Origin of the sequence: Aquabacterium sp., assembly GCF_030652515.1 — a bacterium.
Lineage (GTDB): Bacteria > Pseudomonadota > Gammaproteobacteria > Burkholderiales > Burkholderiaceae_C > Aquabacterium.
On record NZ_JAUSAR010000009.1, the window covers coordinates 25250 to 47703 of the forward strand.

The 22454-nt window shown below is 63.4% G+C and carries 17 protein-coding genes; 9 read left to right on the forward strand and 8 right to left on the reverse strand.

What is annotated here, in order from left to right; genetic code table 11:
* Nucleotides 1–7: 7 nt before the first annotated feature.
* The 3 genes from Q7V20_RS00930 to Q7V20_RS00940 all read right to left on the reverse strand — a co-directional run bounded on the left by Q7V20_RS00930 (nt 8) and on the right by Q7V20_RS00940 (nt 2824).
* On the reverse strand, nt 8–979 hold the full coding sequence (locus Q7V20_RS00930) for a fumarylacetoacetate hydrolase family protein (protein WP_304786252.1): 972 nt from the start codon (nt 977–979) through the stop codon (nt 8–10).
* Between the two features lie 157 nt (nt 980–1136).
* Entirely contained in the window at nt 1137–2207 is a 1071-nt protein-coding gene (locus tag Q7V20_RS00935; protein WP_304786211.1) for a 2,4,5-trihydroxytoluene oxygenase, read from the reverse strand.
* On the reverse strand, nt 2204–2824 hold the full coding sequence (locus Q7V20_RS00940) for a TetR/AcrR family transcriptional regulator (protein WP_300545682.1): 621 nt from the start codon (nt 2822–2824) through the stop codon (nt 2204–2206). The genes Q7V20_RS00935 and Q7V20_RS00940 overlap by 4 nt, the downstream gene beginning before the upstream one ends.
* A 147-nt stretch (nt 2825–2971) precedes the next feature.
* On the opposite strand from Q7V20_RS00940, the gene Q7V20_RS00945 reads away from it, so the two are divergent.
* Both Q7V20_RS00945 and Q7V20_RS00950 read left to right on the forward strand, forming a co-directional pair.
* Nucleotides 2972–4555: a bifunctional 3-(3-hydroxy-phenyl)propionate/3-hydroxycinnamic acid hydroxylase gene (locus Q7V20_RS00945; RefSeq protein ID WP_304786215.1), complete on the forward strand. Its 1584-nt coding sequence runs from the start codon at nt 2972–2974 to the stop codon at nt 4553–4555.
* A 23-nt stretch (nt 4556–4578) separates the two neighbouring features.
* The gene (locus tag Q7V20_RS00950) at nt 4579–5058 is read left to right on the forward strand and encodes a VOC family protein (RefSeq protein ID WP_304786217.1); all 480 of its coding nucleotides are present in this window, start codon (nt 4579–4581) and stop codon (nt 5056–5058) included.
* 88 nt (nt 5059–5146) lie between these two features.
* On the opposite strand, the gene Q7V20_RS00955 is transcribed toward Q7V20_RS00950, so the two are convergent.
* The 4 genes from Q7V20_RS00955 to uraH form a co-directional block, all read right to left on the reverse strand.
* On the reverse strand, nt 5147–6397 hold the full coding sequence (locus tag Q7V20_RS00955) for a trans-acting enoyl reductase family protein (RefSeq protein WP_304786220.1): 1251 nt from the start codon (nt 6395–6397) through the stop codon (nt 5147–5149).
* Between the two features lie 22 nt (nt 6398–6419).
* Nucleotides 6420–8684 (reverse strand): catalase/peroxidase HPI, encoded by a 2265-nt coding sequence (gene katG / locus Q7V20_RS00960; RefSeq protein ID WP_304786222.1) that lies wholly within the window; start codon nt 8682–8684, stop codon nt 6420–6422.
* Between the two features lie 104 nt (nt 8685–8788).
* Nucleotides 8789–10042 (reverse strand): urate hydroxylase PuuD, encoded by a 1254-nt coding sequence (locus Q7V20_RS00965; RefSeq protein WP_304786224.1) that lies wholly within the window; start codon nt 10040–10042, stop codon nt 8789–8791.
* 3 nt (nt 10043–10045) lie between these two features.
* Entirely contained in the window at nt 10046–10432 is a 387-nt protein-coding gene (gene uraH, locus Q7V20_RS00970) for a hydroxyisourate hydrolase (RefSeq protein WP_304786226.1), read from the reverse strand.
* A 121-nt stretch (nt 10433–10553) separates the two neighbouring features.
* Here uraH and Q7V20_RS00975 point away from each other — a divergent pair, with 121 nt between their 5' ends.
* The 7 genes from Q7V20_RS00975 to Q7V20_RS01005 all read left to right on the forward strand — a co-directional run bounded on the left by Q7V20_RS00975 (nt 10554) and on the right by Q7V20_RS01005 (nt 19764).
* Nucleotides 10554–11306 (forward strand): GntR family transcriptional regulator, encoded by a 753-nt coding sequence (locus tag Q7V20_RS00975; RefSeq protein WP_370652379.1) that lies wholly within the window; start codon nt 10554–10556, stop codon nt 11304–11306.
* Nucleotides 11303–12247, forward strand: coding sequence for an allantoinase PuuE (puuE, locus tag Q7V20_RS00980; protein ID WP_304786228.1), 945 nt, complete (start codon nt 11303–11305; stop codon nt 12245–12247). Before Q7V20_RS00975 ends, puuE begins: the two co-directional genes overlap by 4 nt.
* Nucleotides 12244–14025 carry a 2-oxo-4-hydroxy-4-carboxy-5-ureidoimidazoline decarboxylase gene (gene uraD / locus Q7V20_RS00985; RefSeq protein WP_304786230.1) on the forward strand — a complete coding sequence of 594 codons (1782 nt, stop codon included), beginning with the start codon at nt 12244–12246 and terminating at the stop codon, nt 14023–14025. Before puuE ends, uraD begins: the two co-directional genes overlap by 4 nt.
* Nucleotides 14022–15272 carry a M20/M25/M40 family metallo-hydrolase gene (locus tag Q7V20_RS00990; protein WP_304786232.1) on the forward strand — a complete coding sequence of 417 codons (1251 nt, stop codon included), beginning with the start codon at nt 14022–14024 and terminating at the stop codon, nt 15270–15272. Before uraD ends, Q7V20_RS00990 begins: the two co-directional genes overlap by 4 nt.
* Nucleotides 15273–15305: 33 nt before the next feature.
* On the forward strand, nt 15306–16748 hold the full coding sequence (locus tag Q7V20_RS00995) for an aminoacyl-histidine dipeptidase (protein WP_304786234.1): 1443 nt from the start codon (nt 15306–15308) through the stop codon (nt 16746–16748).
* Nucleotides 16745–17317, forward strand: coding sequence for a tRNA-uridine aminocarboxypropyltransferase (locus Q7V20_RS01000; protein ID WP_304786236.1), 573 nt, complete (start codon nt 16745–16747; stop codon nt 17315–17317). Before Q7V20_RS00995 ends, Q7V20_RS01000 begins: the two co-directional genes overlap by 4 nt.
* A gap of 128 nt (nt 17318–17445) precedes the next feature.
* Nucleotides 17446–19764 carry a hybrid sensor histidine kinase/response regulator gene (locus tag Q7V20_RS01005; protein ID WP_304786238.1) on the forward strand — a complete coding sequence of 773 codons (2319 nt, stop codon included), beginning with the start codon at nt 17446–17448 and terminating at the stop codon, nt 19762–19764.
* Between the two features lie 43 nt (nt 19765–19807).
* On the opposite strand, the gene Q7V20_RS01010 is transcribed toward Q7V20_RS01005, so the two are convergent.
* Nucleotides 19808–22345, reverse strand: coding sequence for a chemotaxis protein CheW (locus Q7V20_RS01010; protein WP_304786240.1), 2538 nt, complete (start codon nt 22343–22345; stop codon nt 19808–19810).
* Nucleotides 22346–22454 lie beyond the last annotated feature (109 nt).

A 22454-nucleotide genomic window follows, 5' to 3' on the forward strand; every position in this document is an offset into this window, starting at 1 on the left:
TGACGATTCAGCGGCCGTTGACCACTTTGTTGCGTTGCACCCCGAGGTCGATGACGCCATCGGGGCTTTGAATCCGCGCTTCGACGATGTCGCCGGCCTTGAGGTACTGGTCACGGCCCTCTTGCACCTTGTTGAAGATGGCCCACTTGGTTTTCTCAGGCAGCAAAGCACCCACACGTTGTTTGAAGGGCGATGGAACAGACAGCGCACAACCCGCCGGGGTGCCGGTGGACAAGAGATCACCCACGAACAGGTCTTGCACGCCGGACAGCTCGGTGAGTGTTTCAGCCGGGCCAAACACCAGGTTGGCCGTCGAGTCCTTTTGCCGCGTCTGTCCATTGACCGTCAGCGTCAACTGCAGATTCTTCAGGTGCTTCATCTCGGCCGGGGTCATCAGACACAAGAAGGGGCCGACCGGGCCAAAGGTGCGGAAGCTTTTGCCCTTGTAGAACTGCGTCTGCGGGATCTGGATGTCGCGCGCCGAGTAATCGTTGACGATGACGGCACCGGCCACGAACTCATGCAAATTGGCGTCTGTGACCACGGTCTTGGCGAGCACATCACGTTTGAGGATCAAGCCCAACTCGATCTCATAGTCCAGAAAGCGCACCTGCGCCGGTTTGACCAAATCACTGTCGGCAGGCACGATGCAACTCGTGGCCTTGGTGAAGATCATGTTGTAGGACTTGGCATCGGGGTCCATGCCCGATTCGATCATGTGCTGGCGGTAGTTGGCGCCCTGGCAAATGAACTGCTGGTTGGTGGTCACGGGCGACAGAATCTGGACATCGGCCAAGGCCAGCAAGGTTTTACTGGCCGCGCTCGACTTCGCGAACTCCCTCAAGCCTTCGACTGGATTGCTTCGGATGAAGTCCGCCGTGGTGGCGTATTCACCGGGCAGTGGCGTGATCTGGTTTTGAAACACCATGCCCCACTGGATGCGGTGGCTGTGGGAAAAACGAACAACATGAATGGCCATGGGACGTGCTCTGGATGAAGAATGGGTGGGCCGCCTGCCGCTGCTGATGGCGGGCGGTGACGAAGCCGCAACGGCGGGCGCAGGCAAGACCATGGCGCCAACGGTGGCGGCACTGAGCTTGAGCGAGCGACGGCGCGTGAGTGGGGTCATGCCGATGTCAGGCAAACAGCCTGGCCAAGGTGATGAGCTTGCGCACAGACAGGTCTGGGCTGCGGCGCAAGTTGCGCAGCAGGGCGGCGATGTTCGACGGGGTCAGCTTGGGCTTGGTAAAGCTGCCGGGCATCAGCGGTCCCCATTGAGACATGGCTTCGCGGCTGACCGGGTGAACGCCGGTGCCCAGTTGGGCCGTCATCACATCACCATCGCAATAGTGTTCGTGCTTGGCGTCCCAAGGATCCTGCCAGTAATCAAAGATCTGGCTGCCAAGGATGTGTCGGCCAATGCCCCAGGCGTGCCGCCATCCTCGTTCCCGCAGCAGGCGCTGGCCCATGCCCACGGCATCGGCGTCCACCACTTCGTAAGCACTGTGGCTGTACATCGGCATGAAGCCTTGCGCCAAGGCGAGGGTGTGGTGGTCAGCGGGTTGAGCCCCCAGGTTCAGCCGCATGAACGCCACGGCAGGCGAGCCATCGGGCAGCACCTGCACATCGCTCGGGATGAAGCCCAGGTGCCGCGTGTACCAGCCACAGGTCGCCTGGAAGTCGGCCACTTCCAGCACAACATGACCGAGCTTGAGAACCTCGGGCGGCTCGAAAGGCAGGCGCTGGGTCGCATCAACCCGCACAGGCGTGTTGCCCAGGTTCATGGCCAATGGTGGGCGCACGGCCAGTGGCGTTGACATCGACTGCCCAGCCACCACCTCGACTTCAAAGCCCGAGGGATCGACCAAGCTCACCACCTCACCGCCACCAGGCGTCCTGGCCATTCGCACCGGCGATGCGCCAGGCAGACTGGCCAGCTTCAGCAGATCAGCCCGGTCACCCACCGTCAGGCCAAAGCCCACGAAGCGCGGCTTTGCCGCCTGCGCCACGCGATAGCAGAATGGAGCCGTGCCAGCGGACCGGAAGTAAATGGCCCCGGCCTCGCGGTGCGCCACCTTCAAACCAAAGTCGGTCAAGAACCGCTCCGCCTTGTCCAGGTCGGGGCGTTCAAACATCAGGTAAGCCAGGCTTTGCGCCTTGACCGTCGGGTTGGCATGCCGCGCAGGCTCAAGCGTGCTCAACTTCATGGGGCCGACCTGTCTGGCAAGGCTGGCAGTTCATGCGTGGCCAGCGATTTCGCTTCATAGGGGTGAATGCCCAAGGCGATCAACACCAGCTCCGCCGTGTCTGAGCCCGCTGCGCGCCAAGTCTGGTGGCCTTCGAGCACCAGCAAGATCGCGCCCAGCACCCCGCCCGCCACCAAGCCCACCACCGAGGGCAACTGGGCCGTCTGGAAGCGGTAGCGTCCTTCCAGAACCCCATTCATCAGGTCTTGAACGGGCTGCCCATTCCACATTTGTTGCATGGAAGGGTTGGCAAAGGCGAAGCGGTTGATGAAGCGCCCCCAGTCAGGCTCCTCGTGCGCGCGCCGAACGTAGAAGCGAATGCCATTGGCCAAGCGGTGAGCAGGATCGACCACGCCCTGAAAACTCAAGGCCACCCGCTCGTTCATCTCGGCAGCCAGTTGGCCGGCCACGTCCTCGAACAGCCTTTCTGGCTCGCTCACATGGGCGTAGATGGTGCCTCGGGCCACGCCAGCAGCCAGCGCCAACTCTTTCACATTGACCTGCGTGACCCCGCGCTCAGCGAAGAGCCGCAATGCAGCTTGATGAATGCGCTCTTGAGCGCTGGTGGACGGAGCCATGGATAGACCTCACTTTCGAGGCCTCAAATTGAACACATGTGTTCAATTTAGTCAATTAAAAATGACCCAGCATCTTCCCTAAGTGTTTTAATTGAACACATGTGTTCAATTTGTGACATTAGAGATCATAATTTTTGAAAGCATGCCATGCAGTTGCTCCCCTCTCAAACATCCGTCATCGTTGTCGGCCTGGGGCCCGTGGGCGCGGCCCTGTGTAATCTGCTGGGGCGCTACGGCATCCAGGTGCTGGCCATTGATCAGGCCACTGAGATCTTTGCGGCCCCCCGTGCCATTGCCCTGGACAACGAGGCCCTTCGCATACTGCAGATGTGCGGCGTGACCGAGGGTGAGTTCGAGACGGTGGCCATCCCGCACGTGCGCATGCACTCGCCGGTGTTTGGTCAATTCGGGCAGGCCAACTCTTGCGGCCCCATGGACGGGCATCCCAAGCTGGTCACGTTTTTCCAGCCCGAACTCGAAGCGGTGCTGCGCGCCAAACTGGCCATGCATCCACATGTGCAAACCCATCTGGGCGTCGAAATGGTCTCATTCACCCAAGACGGCGGTGGCGTGCACGTGAGTCTGAAAACGGCCAACGGCTCGGTGTCCGTCGTGCGTGCCGACTACCTCATCGGGGCAGATGGGGCCAACTCGCTCGTGCGCCGTCAACTGGGGCATCAGTTTGATGGGCAGTCTTACCCGGAGGACTGGCTGGTGGTCGATGCGAAGAAGGTGCCTGATCCCATAGACCACGTCGAGTTCCTGTGCAATCACAAGAGGCCCGTGCCGCACATGGTGGCCCCAGGCGGACGCCAGCGCTGGGAGTTCAAGTTGGCCCCGCATGAGACACGCGAAGAAATGGAGAAGCCGGAAACCATCCGACGCCTGCTGGCACCATGGGCCAAGACGGAAGAGATCGAGATCGAGCGTGTGGCGGTCTACCGCTTTCACGCCCGGGTGGCCAATCGGTTTTCATCGGCGCGCGCTTTCCTGGTGGGTGATGCGGCTCACATCACGCCGCCCTTCATTGGTCAGGGCCTGGTGGCGGGTTTGCGTGACGTGGGCAACCTGGGCTGGAAGCTGGCCTGGGTGCTCCAGGGCCGGGCCAGCGCCGCCATCCTGGAAACCTACAACCAGGAGCGGCGACCCCATGTGGTGGCGATGGTGCGGCTGGCCACCTTCATGGGCCGCATGGTCATGCCAGGCAATTCGGTGTCAGCCTTTTTACTCCATGGCGTGATGAGTGGCCTGCGTTTGGTGCCCCGCTTGCGACGCCTGTTCGAGGAGCTGGAGGTCAAGCCAGCGCACTGCTTTCGGAAGGGGCTGTTCGTGGGCAAAGGCGGGCCGTCTCGGCTGCGGCGTGGTGGCCTGTTGGCGCAAGGTTGGGTGCGTGGGAGCTTGAACGCCCGGCCATTGTTGAGTGACGACGTGCTCGGAGAGACCATGGTGGCCATTGGCTTTGGCGTGGACCCTCAGCAGCACCTTGACCCCGCAGTGTCCCGTTCGTGGGTGAAGGCGGGGGGGAGATTCGTTCAGATTGATCCGCGGGGGCGTTCATGCGCTGGCACGCGCTCCGAACGCTGGGAGGACATCAGTGGGGCGTTGGTTCCGAACTACGCGCCGATGGGCTGGGTGGCCATTGCACGGCCTGATCGCACCGTCATGCACGAAGGCCCTGCCACCAATGTGTCCAGGTTGATCAGCGACAGCTTGCGCGTCTTGGTAAATTGACAGGCCTGACTCAGGAGAACCCCATGGCCAGCAAGAACACGATTTGCCTTTGGTACGACGGCACCGCCCTGGACGCCGCGACCTTCTACGCCGAAACATTCCCGGACAGCGCGGTGACCGCCGTCCACCACGCGCCAGGCGACTACCCCGACGGCAAGGAGGGCGACGTTTTGACTGTGGAGTTCACGGTGATGGGCATCCCTTGCCTGGGCCTGAACGGCGGCCCGCAGTTCAAGCACGACGAGGCCTTCTCGTTCCAGGTGGCCACCGACGACCAGATGGAGACGGACCGCCTCTGGAACGCGATCGTCGGCAACGGCGGCCAGGAAAGCGCCTGCGGTTGGTGCAAGGACAAATGGGGCTTGTCTTGGCAGATCACGCCTCGCGTCCTGATGACCGCGATCACCCACCCTGACCGCGCCGCTGCCAAGCGCGCCTTCGACGCGATGATGACGATGGGCAAGATCGACATCGCTCAGATCGAAGCCGCGCTGCGTGCCTGAGTTTCAGGGTCAAAGGTCTGCATGCAACATCGGCAGATGCATTTGCCCGTGGACCACAGCAGACAGGTTCGCTGAGCCTTTGCAGAGATCAGGAAGACACCTGTTCAAAACGCAACCCGGCATGGCGCACCAAGCGTTCGATGAACCGGTCATCGAACATGGTGGCAGGCGTCCAGAAACCACCACCACGGCCCACTTTGACACCATCCTGAACATGGTCCAGTGCCAAACTGGCCGCCGCCTGGCCCAGCATCTTGCCGGTAGAGCCATAACCAGGATCTCGGTCTCCGGTGACCTTCGCACGCAGGGTCTGCCCCTGGTCGGTTCGGCCAAAGAAGCGCAGGTCATACCGGCCGGTCAACTGGGCCTCGGGGCTGGGGCCTTCGCCTGGTTTGGGCAGCACGAAGCGCTCCAGCAGGCGGCGCGTGGGGCCAATGGCAATGCCCGCCGTGAAAAAGGACAGGCCGGCCGCGACCGCCAAGGCAGCCAAGCGACCTTTGACGCCTGAGCCCGTCAGCATGCCTTCGTCATAAGTGAACCGTTCGCCATAGGCCTGGCCCGACAGGCCGTTGGAGCGGTGAACCACACGCTCATTGATGGCGGCCATCACGAAGGGAGCGGCCCAAGCCCCGAAGTCGTCGTCGAACTCAGCTGCATTGACGGCGTGCTGGCGAGCCGTGAAGCCATGGCCCGAAGGACACAGGGAATAGGGATTGGCCAGTTCCTTGCGTAAGGCTGGATCGGCCATGGCCTCCTTGACCACATTGACCAGGCTGGCCACCGTGCCGCCAGAGGCACCGCCCTTCATGGACTTCACCCGCATCTTGACGCTGGTGACCGGAGCCCCCCATTGCTTCATCGCCTGCTGCTGCAAGAAGCGAACGCCCATGTCCGAGGGCACCGAGTCGAAGCCGCAGCAATGCACGATGCGTGCACCCGATTGCCGGGCAGTGGCCTCGTACCGATCGATCATCCGTCTCATCCACGGAGTCTCGCCCGTGAGGTCACAGTAGTCGGTGCCGCTTTCCGCGCAAACCTTGACCAGCGGCTCGCCATACAGTGCATAAGGCCCGACGGTGGAAACCACCACCCGCGTCTGCGCGCACATGGCCCTCAATTGGGCTTCGTTGGCGGCATCCGCCACGATGATGGGCAGGGACTGTCCTGCCGCACCCAGTGAGCGCTTGACCTCATTCAGCTTTGATTCAGAGCGGCCAGCGATGGCCCACCGCAAGGACTCGTTCTGGCCCGAAAAATGTTCGGCCAGGTATTTGCTCAGAATCTGGCCAACAAAACTGCTGGCACCGAAAACCACGATGTCGTAGCTGGGTGTGTTCATGTATGGAGTTCCTCATGTTGCGCTAGCATTCTGCGTCGAAACGGTCCAGGTTCATCACCTTGACCCACGCCGCCACAAAGTCCTGAGCGAACTTCTGCTTCGAGTCCGAGCTGCCGTAAACCTCGGCAATGGCGCGCAAGTGCGCGTTCGATCCAAAGATCAGGTCGACGCGCGTGGCCGTCCACTTCATGGCGCCTGTCTTGCGATCGCGCCCTTCAAACACCTCCTTGGCGCTTGAGACCGGCCTCCACTCCGTGCCCATGTCCAGCAGGTTGACGAAGTAGTCATTGCTCAGCGTACCGGGCTTGTGGGTGAAGACGCCGTGCGGGGTCTGCCCCACATTGGCCCCCAACACGCGCAAGCCACCGACCAGCACCGTCATCTCTGGCGCGGTCAGCGTCAGGAGTTGCGCCTTGTCGATCAGCAAGGCTTCGGCCGGCACGGCATACCGCGCCTTCTGGTAGTTGCGAAAGCCATCGGCGATCGGCTCCAGCGGCACGAAGGACGGCACGTCGGTCTGATCTTGCGAGGCGTCCGCGCGGCCCGGCGTGAAAGGCACCGTCAACGCATGGCCAGCATCGCTGGCGGCCTTCTCCACACCCGCACTGCCTGCCAGCACGATCAGGTCGGCCAATGAGATCGCCTTGCCGCCAGCCTGTGCGGCATTGAAACCACCGCGGATGCCTTCCAGCACGGCCAGCACTTTGGGCAATTGCTCTGGTTGGTTCACGGCCCAGTCCTTCTGCGGCGCGAGGCGGATGCGCGCGCCGTTGGCCCCGCCCCGCTTGTCCGAGCCACGGAAGGTGGACGCCGATGCCCACGCGGTGGAGACGAGCTGCGCCACCGTCAAGCCCGATGTCAACACCTTCTGCTTGAGCACTGCGACATCCGGTGCATCGACCAAGGCGTGGTTCACGGCCGGGATGGGGTCCTGCCAGATGAGTTCCTCGGCGGGCACTTCAGGGCCCAGGTAGCGGGCGCGCGGCCCCATGTCGCGGTGGGTGAGCTTGAACCAGGCCCGCGCGAAAGCATCGGCAAACTGATCGGGGTTCGCGAGGAAGCGCCGGGAGATCTTCTCGTAAGCTGGGTCCATGCGCAGTGACAGGTCGGTGGTGAGCATGGTGGGCGCCAGGCGCTTGGCAGGGTCGTGCGCATGCGGGATGGTGCCCGCGCCCGCGCCGCCCTTGGCCGCCCATTGATGGGCGCCTGCAGGGCTCTTGGTCAACTCCCACTCGAAGCCGAACAGGTTCTCGAAGAAGTTATTGCTCCACTTCGTGGGCGTGGTGGTCCAGGTGACCTCCAGGCCGCTGGTGATCGCATCACCGCCCTTGCCCGTGCCAAAACTGCTCTTCCAGCCAAAGCCCTGGTCTTCGATGTCGGCCGCTTCGGGTTCGTCCGAAACATGAGAGGCTGGGCCGGCGCCATGGGTCTTGCCAAAGGTGTGGCCGCCAGCGATCAACGCAACGGTCTCTTCATCGTCCATGGCCATGCGCGCAAAGGTGTCGCGGATGTCGCGCGCCGCAGCGATGGGGTCGGGGTTGCCATCCGGGCCTTCCGGGTTGACGTAGATCAGGCCCATCTGAACGGCGGCCAGTGGATCCTCCAGGTTGCGCGTGTGCTTGTCGCCGTCGGCCTGGTCATCGGACACGAGCACCCCGCCCGCCTTCGCAACACCATCCGAGCCATGGGCGTAACGCAGGTCACCGCCCAGCCAGGTCGTCTCGCGGCCCCAATACACGTCTTGATCAGGCTCCCACACGTCTTCGCGGCCACCAGCAAAGCCGAAGGTCTTGAAGCCCATGGTTTCCAGGGCCACGTTGCCAGTCAGGATCATCAGATCCGCCCACGAGATCTTCTGGCCGTACTTCTGCTTGATGGGCCAGATCAGCCGACGGGCCTTGTCCAGGCTCACGTTGTCTGGCCAACTGTTCAAGGGCGCGAAGCGTTGCTGACCACGGCCCGCACCGCCACGGCCATCGCCAATGCGGTAAGTGCCAGCGCTGTGCCAGGCCATGCGGATGAACAGCGGACCGTAGTGCCCGAAGTCGGCCGGCCACCAGTCTTGAGAATCGGTCATCAAGGCGGCCAGGTCTTTCTTGACGGCTGCCAGATCAAGGCTCTTGAAAGCCTCGGCGTAATTGAAGCTCTGCCCCAAGGGGTCGGATTTGGCGGAGTGCTGATGGAGCAGGTCCACGCGCAATTGCTTGGGCCACCAGTCTTGACTGGTTGTGCCAGCGCCTGTGGCGTGATTGAACGGGCACTTGGCCTCAGTCTTGTCGCTACCCATGTGAGCTCCTCTTTCCGGGGTTAGAAGGAGAGGAAATTCTCACGCATAAACAGTGCTGGCGACACTGAAAACCCCTATCTCACCGATAGCGGGAGGGGCCGCCCTCAGGGCCCGGCTTCATACCACTTGGCCAAAATCCCACGTTCATCCTCCGTGATCTTCGTGGCGTTGTTCATCGGCATGGCCCGCAGCATCACCGCCTGCTGGTAGATCTGTTGCTTGTGCTGTGCAATCAGTTCGGGCGTGTGCAATGCCACGCCCTTGCTGGCCAATTCAGCGTTGTGACACATCAGGCAGCGTTGCTGAACAATGCCGTTGACCTGGGCCAGCAGCGGGTTCACCGGGGCACTGGCGACAGGGGCCGAAGAGGAGGCGGCCACCGTCGGCTTGGCCACCACAGCCAGACGTGGCGTGGGCGCCAACCAGATGATCACGCCCAGCAATACCACGCCACCAGCCACGGCCCAACGCCAGGGCGCTGGCGCCCCTGCCACTTCAGTCTTGTGCCGCGCCACGAAGAAATGGCGGATCAAGGCACCCGCCAACATCAACAGCACCAGCGCCAGCCAGTTGTGTGCATGGCTGTAGACCCAGCTGTAGTGGTTGCTGAGCATGGCAATCAACACCGGCATGGTGAAGTAGGTGTTGTGCACGCTGCGCTGCTTGCCGCGCTGGCCATGCACCGGGTCCACCGGCTGGCCTGCCTTGATGGATTCGACCACGGTGCGCTGCCCCGGGATGATCCAGAAGAACACGTTGGCACTCATGGTGGTGGCCATCATGGCCCCGACCAACAGCAAGGCAGCACGGCCCGCGAACAGTTGCGAAGCAGCCCAGGCCGCGAACACCACGACGACACACACCAGGGCTCCTACCAGTGCATTGCCTTCGGGCTTGCGGCCGACGGTGCGGCAGATCCAGTCATAGATGAACCAGAAGCCAGCCAGGAAACCCAGCGCCGTGCCCACCGCCGCCGTGGGCGTCCAGTTGAACACCGATTTGTCGATCAAAAAGGTGCCCGCATTGAACAGGTACAACACCGTGAACAAGGCAAAGCCCGTCAGCCAGGTGGAATAGCTTTCCCAGTAGAACCAATGCAGGTGCGCAGGCACGGCCTTGGGCGCCCCCAGGTACTTCTGCGGGTTGTAGAAGCCGCCGCCGTGCACCGCCCACAACTCGCCGCCCACGCCCTTGTCTTTCAGGGCCTGGTCAGGCGGCGGGGTCAGGCTGTTGTCCAGCCACACGAAATAAAACGAAGAGCCGATCCACGCGATGGCCACCACCACGTGGGCCCATCGCAGCAAAAGATTGGCCCAATCCAGGGCGTAGTTCAGCCAGGGTGCCGCGTCTGCAAACATCGATCAACTGCCTCGGTAGGTGGAATACGCCCAGGGGCTGACCAGCAGGGGCACGTGGTAATGCGCCGTGTTGTCGGCCATGCCGAAGTCCAGCGGCACCTGGCCCAAAAAGGCAGGCTTGGGCAGATCGACGCCCATGTGGCGGAAATACGCCTCGACGTCAAACACCAGGCGGTAGCGTCCCGGCACCAGGTCGTGGCCAGACAGCAGGGGCGCGTCCAGGCGGCCGTCGGCGTTGGTGCGAGCCTGCTTGATCAAGGCCCATTCACCCTGCATCACGTACAAGGCCACCGACATGCCGGCGGCGGGGTGGCCATGCACGGTGTCAAGCACATGGGTGGTCAGGCGGCCTGAAGGTGCGGAGGCGATGGGGGGATTGGGGTCGGTCATGGATCGGGGTGTCCTGGCACGGCATGTGCCTTCAAGAGGGGCGATGCAAGTCGCGGGCCGACCATGAAAGGCCGCCTCGGGCTTGCCGACAGCGCACAAAACTGTATACACTTTAACCACGATGAGCGCTTCACGCAAGAACCTCCGACTGGCCAAGGTCGATGCAGACGCCCTGCCGACCGTGGATCAGGCATGCGTGGACGAAGGCGAGTCGTCCAGCACCGAAGTCATCGTGGCCGCGGTCACGCGCGCCATCGTGGAACACCGCCTGCAGCCCGGCGCCAAGCTGGTCGAGCAAACCATCGGCGACCGCTTTGGCGTGTCGCGCACCATCGTGAGGCAGGCGCTGATCCGCCTGTCGCAGCTCAAGCTGGTGCGGTTGGAGCCGGCCCGTGGCGCCTTCGTGGCCAAGCCGTCGATCATTGAGGCACGCGAAGTTTTCGCCGTGCGCCGCATGGTCGAAAGCCAGATGCTGCGCGAGCTGGTCGACAAGGCCCGCCCGCTTGACATCAAACGGCTGAAGGCGCATTTGAAAGCCGAGCGTGAGGCTGTGAGCCGCATTGACGTGGCCACGCGCACCAAGCTGTTGTTCGATTTCCACGTGCGCCTGGCCGAGGTGCTGGGCAACCAGGTCCTGATCGAGCTGATCCAGGAGTTGGTATCGCGCTGCTCGCTGATCACCCTGATGTACCAGTCATCCGACGACGCAGGGGCCTCCAATGCGGAACACGTCGACATCCTGCGGGCCATCGAGGCACGCGATGCCGATGAGGCCATCCGCTTGATGGACGAGCACCTGAACACCGTCGAACACCGATTGACCGAACACCCCCGCGTCCCCCAGCTCACACTGGCCGATGCCCTGAGACCATGACCGCCAACGTGAACAGCACCCCCTACCCGCGCGACCTGATCGGGCATGGCCGCAATCCACCGCATGCCCAATGGCCCGGCGGTGCGCGCATTGCCGTGCAGTTCGTGCTGAACTACGAAGAAGGCGGCGAGAACAGCGTATTGCACGGCGACCCGGGCAGCGAGCAGTTCCTCAGCGAGATGTTCAACCCGCCCGCCTTTGCGGACCGGCACCTGAGCATGGAGTCGATCTACGAGTACGGATCGCGTGTGGGCGTGTGGCGCCTGCTGCGCGAGTTCGAGCAACGCCAGCTGCCGCTCACCGTGTTTGGCGTGGGCATGGCCCTGCAACGCCACCCGGAACTGACGCGGGCCTTTGTTGAACTGGGCCACGAAATCGCCTGCCACGGCTGGCGCTGGATCAGCTACCAGAATGTGGACGAGGCCACCGAGCGCGAGCACATGGCGCTGGGCATGCAGGCCATCGAGCAACTCACTGGTCAGCGTGCCCTGGGCTGGTACACCGGCCGCGACAGCCCCAACACGCACCGATTGGTGGCCGACTATGGCGGCTTTGAATACGACAGCGACTACTACGGCGATGACCTGCCCTTCTGGATGCCGGTGACCAAAACCAACGGCGAAACCGTGTCGCAGTTGATCGTGCCCTACACGCTCGATGTGAACGACATGCGCTTTTGCCTGCCGCAAGGCTATTCGCAGGCCGACGATTTTTTCACCTACCTGCGCGACACCTTCGACGTGCTCTACGCCGAGGGCGACCCCAACGGCGCCAACTCGCCCAAGATGATGAGCGTGGGCATGCACTGCCGCCTGCTGGGACGGCCTGGCCGCATCCGTGCACTGCAGCGTTTTCTGGACCACCTTGAAGCGCACGACAAGGTCTGGGTTTGCCGCCGCCTGGACATCGCGCGCCACTGGAAAGCGGTGCACCCATCATGAGCCTGACCCTGGACCAACTCAACAACGCCGATCAGGCTGGCTTCACCGCCTTGCTGGATGGCGTCTACGAACACTCTCCCTGGATTGCCGAGCAAACCTGGGCGCAACGGCCTTTCAAGACCCTGCCCCATTTGAAATACGCCTTGGCCCGCGTGGTTCGGCAAGCAGCACCAGAAGCGCAACTGGGCCTGATCCGCGCCCACCCCGAGCTGGCAGGCAAGGCCGCCGTGGCTGGCCAACTCACGTCGGAATCCACCAATGAGCAAAGCAAAGCCGGCCTGACCCACTGCACGGCTGAGGAGTTCGCCCTGCTGCAACAGCTCAACCAGGATTACAACGCCCGCTTTGGCTGGCCTTTCATCATGGCGGTGCGCGGCCCGCGCGGCCAGGGCCTGAGCCGCCCGGCCATCATCGCCACCTTCCAGCGCCGCCTGGACAACCACCCGGACTTTGAACTGGCCGAGTGCCTGCGCAACATCCACCGCATCGCCGAGATCCGCCTGAACGACAAGTTCGCCGTGAGCAATGCAGACGGCGAGTTGGTGTGGGACTGGGCAGAGGCCTTGGCTCGGCACACCGAAGGCACAGGCGACACCGCCGACCAGTTGACGGTGACCTACCTGACCCCCGCCCACCAAGCCTGCGCCAAGGATCTGCAAACCTGGATGCACGATTGCGGCTTTGACGAAGTCACCCAGGACGCTGTGGGGAATGTGGTGGGCCGCTACCGTGGCACCGACCCCGATGAACCCTGGCTGCTGACAGGCTCTCACTTCGACACCGTTCGCAACGGCGGCAAGTACGACGGCAGGCTGGGCATCTTCGTGCCCATGGCCTGCGTGCGTCAGTTGCACCGCCGCGGTCAGCGCCTGCCCTTCGGCATCGAGGTGGTGGGCTTTGCCGAAGAAGAAGGCCAGCGCTACAAGGCCACCTTTTTAGGATCGGGCGCATTGACCGGCGACTTCAACCCAGCCTGGCTGGACCTGCTTGACGCCGATGGCATCTCCGTGCGCCAGGCCATGGTGGACGCTGGACTGCCGGGCAAACTGGACGCCATCAAGGCCCTGAAGCGTGACCCCAGCCAGTACAAGGCATTTGTCGAAGTGCACATCGAGCAAGGCCCCGTGCTGGACGAAATCGACATGCCCTTGGGCGTGGTCACGTCCATCAACGGCAGCGCACGCTACAGCGGCGAAGTGGTGGGCATGGCCAGCCACGCCGGCACCACACCCATGGACCGCCGCAAGGATGCCGCCGCCGCCGTGGCCAAGCTGCTGCTCTACGTCGAGCGCCGGGCGGGTCTGGATCAGAGCAGCCCCCATGGCCCCTCCGTCGGCACCGTGGGCGTCTTGAATGTGCCGCAAGGCTCGATCAACGTGGTGCCCGGCCGCTGCCAGTTCACCTTGGACCTGCGCGCGCCCAACAACGAGCAGCGCGACGCCCTGGCCAGCGACGTGGAAGGTGCGCTGCAAAGCATCTGCGCACGACGCGGTGTGCACTACAAACTGGAACGCACCATGACCGCCGCCGCCGCGCCCAGCGACCCTGCCTGGCAAGCCCGCTGGGCCCAGGCTGTTCAAGCCACCGGCCTGCCGGCTTACACCCTGCCCAGCGGCGCTGGCCACGACGCCATGAAGCTGCACCAGGTCATGCCGCAAGCCATGCTCTTTGTGCGGGGCGGCAACGCCGGCATCAGCCACAACCCGCTCGAGACCATCACCAGCGACGACGCCCAACTTTGCGTGGACGCCTTCATGCACTTGCTGGAAAACCTATGACAACCGCTTCCGCCTACCAGGCCCTGGACGCCTGGATCGACGCCCACTTCGACGAAGAAGTGCGCTTTCTGCAGGCCCTGGTGCAGGTGCCCACCGACACGCCCCCCGGCAACAACGCGCCGCACGCGCAACGCACCGCCGAGTTGCTCTCTATTTTTGGCTGGCAGGCCGAGCAACACGCCGTGCCCGAAGCCGAGGTGCGAGACTACGGGCTGACCAGCCTGACCAACCTGATCGTGCGCCGCCGCTTTGCCGAAGGCGGCCGCACCGTGGCCCTCAACGCCCACGGCGACGTGGTCCCCCCGGGCGAAGGCTGGACCCACGCCCCCTATGGCGGCGAGGTCGTCGATGGCAAGCTGTATGGCCGCGCCAGCGCCGTCAGCAAAAGCGACTTCGCCACCTTCAGCTTTGCCCTGCGTGCGCTGGAAGCCCTGGCCGCCCAGACTGGAGCGCCCACCATCCAAGGCGGGGTCGAACTGCACTTCACCTACGACGAAGAGTTCGGTGGCGAGATGGGCCCAGGCTGGTTGCTGCGCCAGGGCTTGACCAAACCCGACCTGCTGATCGCCGCAGGATTCAGCTACGAGGTCGTCACCGCCCACAACGGCTGCCTGCAGATGGAAGTGACCGTGCACGGCCTGATGGCCCACGCCGCCATCCCGCACACCGGGATCGACGCCTTGCAAGGCGCGGTCGTCATCCTCAATGCCCTGTACGCGCAAAACGCTCTCTACAAAGCGACCACGTCCAAGGTGCCGGGCATCACACACCCCTACCTGAACGTGGGCCGCATTGAAGGCGGCACCAACACCAATGTGGTCCCCGGCAAAGTGGTGCTGAAGCTGGACCGCCGCATGATCCCGGAAGAAGACCCCGTGGCCGTGGAAGCCGACATCCGCCGCGTGATCGCCGAGGCCGCCGCCAACTTCCCCGGCATCACCGTGGACGTGAAACGCCTGCTGCTGGCCAAGTCATTGCAGCCACTGCCGGGCAACGCGCCCTTGGTGGAGGCCATTCAAAAGCACGGCCAGTCGGTGTTTGGGCAAGCCATCCCCAACATGGGCACCCCCCTGTACACCGACGTGCGGCTGTACTGCGCCCAAGGCATCCCGGCCGTGATCTATGGCGCCGGGCCACGCACGGTCTTCGAGTCCAACGCCAAAAGAGCTGATGAACACCTGGAGCTGGAAGACCTGCGCAAGGCCACCAAGGTGATCGCCAGGACCCTGCTGGACCTGCTGACCTGACAATGCCGTTTTAGACCAGCACAAGGTAAGTTGATGTTCAGCGATTTGCATCCAAGCACCGTGTGGGCCCACTTCGCCACGCTGTGCCGCATTCCCCGCCAGTCCAAGCAGGAAGAGGCCTTGCGCGACCACCTGCGCGAATGGGCCAACGGGCGAGGCTTGGCCACACAGGTCGATGCCGCTGGCAACCTGATCGTCCGCAAGTCGGCCAGCCCGGGCCGCGAGCACGTGCCCGGCATGGTGCTGCAAGGTCACCTGGACATGGTCTGCCAGAAGAACAGCGACTCCACACACGACTTCTCACGCGACCCGATCAAGGCGGTGCTGCGCGAAGGCTTTCTGGTGGCCGAGGACACCACGTTGGGGGCCGACAACGGCATGGGCGTGGCCATGATCCTGGCAGTGTTGGAAGACCGTGGCTTGGCCCACGGCCCGATCGAAGCGCTGTTCACCGTGGATGAAGAGGCCGGCATGGGCGGTGCGCAGGGCCTGGCCAGCGGCGTGCTGCAAGGCAGCGTGATGCTGAACCTGGACACCGAGGAATGGGGCGAGTTCTACCTGGGCTGCGCTGGTGGCATGGATGTGAATGTGTCCCGGCCAGGTCAGGCCCTGCCGCTGCCCGGCGGCCACGAAACGTGGCAACTGTCTCTGCGCGGCCTGCGTGGCGGGCACTCTGGCGTGAACATCCATGAAGAGCGCGGCAACGCGATCAAGCTGCTGGTGCGGGTGCTGCATGACCTGGCACGACGCCACCCCATGTTGCTGTCTGAACTGCGCGGCGGCACGGCCCGCAACGCCCTGCCCCGCGAAGCCTTTGCCACCATCGCCCTGCCAGCTGGAAGAGGCGCCGAGTTGGCCGATGAACTGGTGCGCTGGCAAAACCTCTTGAGCCAGGAGCTGGCTGGCGTGGAGCCAGGCTTGCAGCTGAGTGCTCAAGCCACCTCGGTCGCCCAAGTGCTGTCGGACCAAGACCAAGGCGTGTGGCTGAATACCCTGCATGCCAGCCCCCATGGCGTGCGGCGCATGAGCCAACGCGTGCCCAGCGTGGTCGAAACCTCGAACAACCTGGGCATGGTGGACCTGAAGCCCAGCGGCGGCAACTGCAACTTCATGGTCCGCTCTCTGCTGGACAGTGGCAGCCAGGCGCTGGCCGACGAGATCGTCAGCCTGTGGGCACTGTCCTCCACCGTGGCCGAATCGGCCGGCCAATACCCTGGCTGGACACCCAACCCCGACTCGGCCCTGTTGAAGCTGTGCCAGCGTGTCTACCGAGACGAGTTCCAAGCCGAATCGACCGTGCAGGTGATCCACGCCGGACTGGAATGCGGGATCATCGCGGCCAAATACCCAGGCATGGACATCGTCTCCTTCGGACCCACCATCCGGGGCGCGCATGCCCCTGGCGAATCGGTGGACGTGGCCTCGGTGGCGCGCACCTGGCAACTGCTGACGGCCATCCTGGCGGCGCACGCGTGAGGCCTGGTCGGCCGCAGTGCACACGGTGCTTGCGCCCCGAAAGCACTTGCATCTGTCGATGGGTCACCCCTACCGTGACGCAGACAGAGGTGCTGATCCTTCAGCACCCCATGGAAGTCCACCAAGCCAAAGGCAGCGCGCGCTTGCTGCACCTGAGCTTGGTCGGCAGCCGCCTGGTGACCGGCGAGGTTTTTGATCCACTGATGTTGCAAGGCCTGCTGGACACCACGCACCGCGTCAACCTTCTGCTGTACCCCGGTGATGCCGAAGAAGCCCCACCAGCCCCCTTGCCGACCAATCCCAGTCAGATTCGACTGATCGTGCTGGACGGCACGTGGCGCAAAAGCCGCAAGATGCTGCACCTGAACCCGGCCCTGCGCCTGCTGCCTCGCCTGGCCCTTCAGGCGCCTCCGCCCTCTCACTACCTGATCCGCAAGGCACATCGCCCTGGCCAGTTGTCCACGCTGGAAGCCACCTGCTTCGCCCTGCAGCAGCTGCAAGGGCTGTCTGGCCAATTTGAACCCTTGCTGGCGTCGTTTGACGGTTTCGTGGCCCACCAGATGCGCTGAATCCAAACATGCCGCTGCAGGCTTGTGGTCTACTGCCCGAGTGGACAGTTGTGTTGTTGGTTGTGCCCGCTGCTGCCTCGTCCACAGGCTGCCCGTGTTCAAGACATCCATGCCTCTGGATTCACGCCATGATTCACTTCGTGCCACGAAGCATCGGCCCACGAAAGACCTGGGTCTTCAAACGCGGAGCCGGGCTGTCGGCGCGCCTGGCCACCACCTGGAGCATCCGCAGCAGCCTCGCTTTGCTGGCCATGGCCTGCATCCTGCCTGGCGCCATGATGTCCACCTACTTCATCGTGTCGGACTACCGGCAGCAAAAAGCACGGGCCACACAGGATGCCATTGCCACCACACGCGCCATTTCGGCCAACCTCGACCGAGACATCGCCAGCATCGAATCGGGGCTGCATGTGCTGGCCACTTCTGCCTCACTGGACACCCATGACCTGCCCGCCTTTTATCAGCAAGCCAAGCAGGCGCTGCCTTTTCAGAACATCACCAATTACGTCTTGATCGACGCCAGCGGGCGGCAGCAACTCAACACCATATTGCCCCCCGATGCCCCCTTGCCAGCCAAAGGTGGGCCAGCGCAGCTGCAAGCCGTGTTCACCACCGGCAGTACCGTCCTGACGGACTTGTTCATCGGGCCCGCCACCGGTAAACCCATCCTGGCCATCAGCGTGCCAGTCAAGCGCAACGGCCACATCATCTACAGCCTCAATGCCGGAATATTTCCGGACCGCGTCGCCAAGGTGCTGCTGGCGCAGCGCCTGCCCGCCAACTGGATTGGCGCCGTGCTGGACGGCCAGGGCAAAGTGATCACACGCACACATGAATTGACTCGCTTTCAGGGCAAGTCGGCCGTGCCCGACCTGGTCCGCATGGTGCAAGAACAGCGGGAAGGCGTTCTGGAAACCACCACCCTGGACGGCATCCCCGTGATCACGGCCTTCAGCCGCTCCAGCATCTCCAACTGGAGCGTGGCGGTGGGCGTGCCCAAGGCCGACCTGGCTGCCGGACTGAAAGAGTCCTTGATCACGCTGCTGATCGTCAACGCCCTGCTGTCCCTGGCAGCCATGTGGGTGGCATGGCGGCTGGCGATGGCCAAGGTGGTGGACCCGGCACATCGGCTGCTGGCCCGCATGAGCAGCTTGTCGCGGGGCGTGGACCCCGGCCCCCCCTCCAACGCCATGGCCAGCCGCGAGTTCGTGGCGCTGGAGCAAGGCTTCTCAGAAATGGGCGAGCGCCTGCGCCAGCATGAACAGGAACGTCGGGCCAAGGCCGCTGCCGAAGCCGCCAACCAGGCCAAAACCGATTTCCTCTCGCGCATGAGCCACGAGTTGCGCACCCCGTTGAACGCCGTGCTGGGCTTTGCTCAGGTGCTCAAGATGAACACGGCCGATCCACTCAGTGCCCGGCAACTGGGCATGGTCAGTCAGATCGAATCTTCCGGACTGCACTTGCTGGAGATGATCTCTGATGTACTGGACGTGTCGAAGATCGAAAGCGACTCAGTCGATGTGTTCATCGAAGACGTGGATGTGCGCGCTCTGACGCGCGACTGCCAGCAGATGTTGACCACGCAAGCGCGCTCGGCCGGGGTGCACCTGGACGTCATCACGCAGGATGGTGTGGCACAAGTGCGCGCGGACCGTACACGGCTCAAGCAGGTGCTGCTGAACCTGCTTGGCAACGCCGTGAAGTACAACCGGCGGGGCGGCCAGGTCAGCTTGATCATCCAGGCGCACGAGGGCCAACTGACCTTCCGGGTCAGGGACACGGGCCTGGGCATGACGCGGGAACAGGTCGAACACTTGTTCGAACCCTTCAACAGGCTGGGTCGCGAAAACACCTCCACGCCCGGCACCGGCATTGGACTGGTGATTTGCAAGCGGCTGCTGGAACTGATGGGCAGCGGCTTGAGCGTGCGCACCATCGAGAACGAAGGCAGCGAGTTCCAGTTCACCCTGCCTGCCACGGGCTCCGGTTCCGCCCACGCGCAGAGCTCCCTGGCCTCACCCCAACTGGATACCACCGCAGGCCAACGCAAGGTGTTGTGCGTGGAAGACCGACAGACCAACCGCGACGCCATGACCGCCATGCTGGCGCTGCGCCCGCAGATCAGCCTCGTCTTCGAGCATTCCGCCCAGACCGCCATGGCGCGCCTGGAGAGCGAGACCTTTGACCTGGTGCTGCTGGACATGCAATTGCCCGATGGAAATGGGCTGGATCTGCTGACGTGGTTGAGCGAAGAGCGACAGCAACCCCGGCCACCGGTGGTCATCGTGTCCGCGGATGTCAGCGCCGAAACCAAGGCCCGTGCAGAGCGCGCCGGGGCCCTGAGCTACCTTCACAAGCCCTTGGACTTGAAGCTAACGCTGGGCATGCTGGATTCCTTGCTGAACCTCGGCGAGGCAGACAGGCAACCCAGCTCCCACAAGCTTTGACGCACCGCGTCGTCCAAAGGGGTGTGGGGCGCCGTGATGGTGTTCAGCCTGCGCCGCTATGCGCAATCAAGCCTTCGGAGCTTTCCAGCTCATTGAGCTTGCCCTTGATCTTGTCGCGCAGCATTTCATAGATGGCCTCCGGATTGATCGCGGTGATCACCTCGCGCCCGCCATTGACGCTGATGAGCTGAGAGATCCAGCGGAAGCGGCCACTCATGATGTCCGGCAGGCTCTTGATGGCCGCGTCGTCAAACTCCAGCACCTCGTGCAATTCGTCCACCAACAGGCCCAGCAGGCCATGGCTGCAGCGAGTGATGATGATCTGGCCGCTCAATTCCCCATGCGGCAGGTCAAAGAAATCGTAGAGGCTGAGCACCGGCACAAAGCTGGTTTGGTTGTCCGCGTTCTGCAGGGGGATCACCCCCACGATCTGCCCTGCCCCCGAGCCCAGGCTGCGCAGCGCCGACATCTCACCAGCTTCCATCACCGATTCCACCGCGACCGCCAGGTAGCGGTCATGCAGCAGCATGGTGGCGTACTCGTGGCCATCGCCCACCCGCGCTGGCGCCTGGATTTCCAGTGCGGGCAAGCCATCAGCGGCAGCCAGTTCAGCCGACACCAAGGGCAACGCCACCAGGGCCAGCACATCGTTGTCATAGTCTCCCGTGTTCTTGTACTCGCGGTAGCCCGAAGACATGGTCACGCCCACCAGGTGCGGTTGGCCAAAGATGGGAGCCACCATGGAGGTGCCCGCGCCATGCGTCAGGTCCAGCATGTCCACGTCAAACGGCACGGTCTGACCGGCCTGGATGTCCGGGTGCGTGGAGGCAATCACATGGCCGGCCTTATCGCAAAACACGGCCCAAACGCCAGCGCGTGCCGGCAAAGCGCCCTTGAGCATGTTCAAGAACTCGGTCTCGCTGTCAAACACCACGCCGATACCCCCCACCACCGCCCCCTCGTCATGCGGATGGCGGATGGCCGCCTGGTAGACGTAGGTGGGCCGACCGCCATACATCGGGCTGGCCGCGAAAGGTGACACGCAGTAGTCCTGGGTCGACTGCAAGGCGCCAACGTGGCTCAACAGCCGACCATCCAGCCGGTCGCCCACCACGGCCAGCTCCGTCTTGTGAAGATCGCTCGCGGCCAGGATGCGCCCATGGCGGTCATGCACATACAGGCTGGCGTACACCGTGTACAGGCCATTGATGTAGTCCAGGATGGCCGCGATGCGTTGCACGCCCACCTGGTCCACCTCGCCCGCCCCAAGGATCTCGCGGATCTCGGAGGACAGTGCCCACCAGCGGCAATCGTTGGCGCGCTCATACAAATTGCGGTCCATGATGTCGATCATCAGGTGCGAGGCAAATTGCAAATCGTGCAGGCTGGATGACACCACCGTGTGCGACAGGTCTTGCATGGCCCGCGAGAACACGCTGCGCATGCGCTCCCCGGTTTCGCTGACCTGCTGCAGCACCGCCTTGAGCTTGGCCAGCTCGGTACCCTTGCCGCTGGACATGACCTGGCCACTCCACACCACCCGGCGCAAGGCCTTGTTGATCTGGCTGGCCTGGGTTTCGATGGCGCGCAGCTCTTCGCACAGCATGCCTGCGCCACCCACCGCCACCTGCTCCGACACCCGCTGGTCACGGAAGGCGGCATCCACCGGCACCATCACGAAGCCCATCCAGCCCAGCCCCATGTAGCCCTGATAGCCCGTGGTTCGGCAGGCCTTGGCGATGTAGTCGCGCCCACCGAACTCGATGATGTCGCACCGGGCTTGCGGATCGGCGGGCAGGCGCTTGCCCACAGCGACGTGGTCTTCCTGGCTGCTGGCAATCACCTGGCCTTCGTCGTCCAGCAGCAGCATCACCGACCGGTCCTGTTTGCGTCGAAAGGCGCGAAAGATGCTTTCCATCTCGTCGTCAAACCGGAACGACAGGCACAGCACGCCCAGCACCTGGCCAGTGTCGTCCTCAATGCGGCGCGAATAGATCAAGGCGCGGTCTTTCGACGGACACAGGTCGGTGCGCCTGAAGGTTTCCACGTAGTCGGTGGAAGCCAGAGTCTGCGCCAGCAAAGGGTCGGCGCTGTGGCTCACGTCATTGGTGGCATCGTGGTGGGCCAGCACCTGGCCATCGGGCGACAGCACCAGGATCTCGTCGTACACCGAATACTTGGCAATGTACTCCTTGAGCCGATGCTCGATGGCATCGCGGCCCACGCCATCGCCACGCAGGAAGCGGCGGATGTCTTCATCGGTCGCCAGAAAGCCCACGTCGGCCGTGCGCTCGAACAGGTTGCGGATCACGATGTCCACCACCACCTGCGCTTTCGAGCCTATGTCGAGTACCACCTTGTTGAGGTTCTCGGTGGCCAGCGCGGCCACCAACTGGTGCTCCAGCTTGGCAAACGCTTCCCGCGTGCCAGCCATCGAGGGCAAGATGGTCTTGGCTTCGGCCGGGCAGATCATCTTGGCCGTGGTCTCGATCAGGCGCCAGGTGAACTCCAGCTCGTTCAATTGCCGCTCGCACAGCGTGACGTCACGCATGTAAGGGATCAACTCAGTCGCTTGGGTCATGCCAGCTCCCACATCATGTTGCTCAAGGTTCGGTGCAGGTCATGACAACGACTACTTTCCGAAAAACTTGACCAGGAAATCAGCGCTTTCACCAGGGAGGCCCGCGATG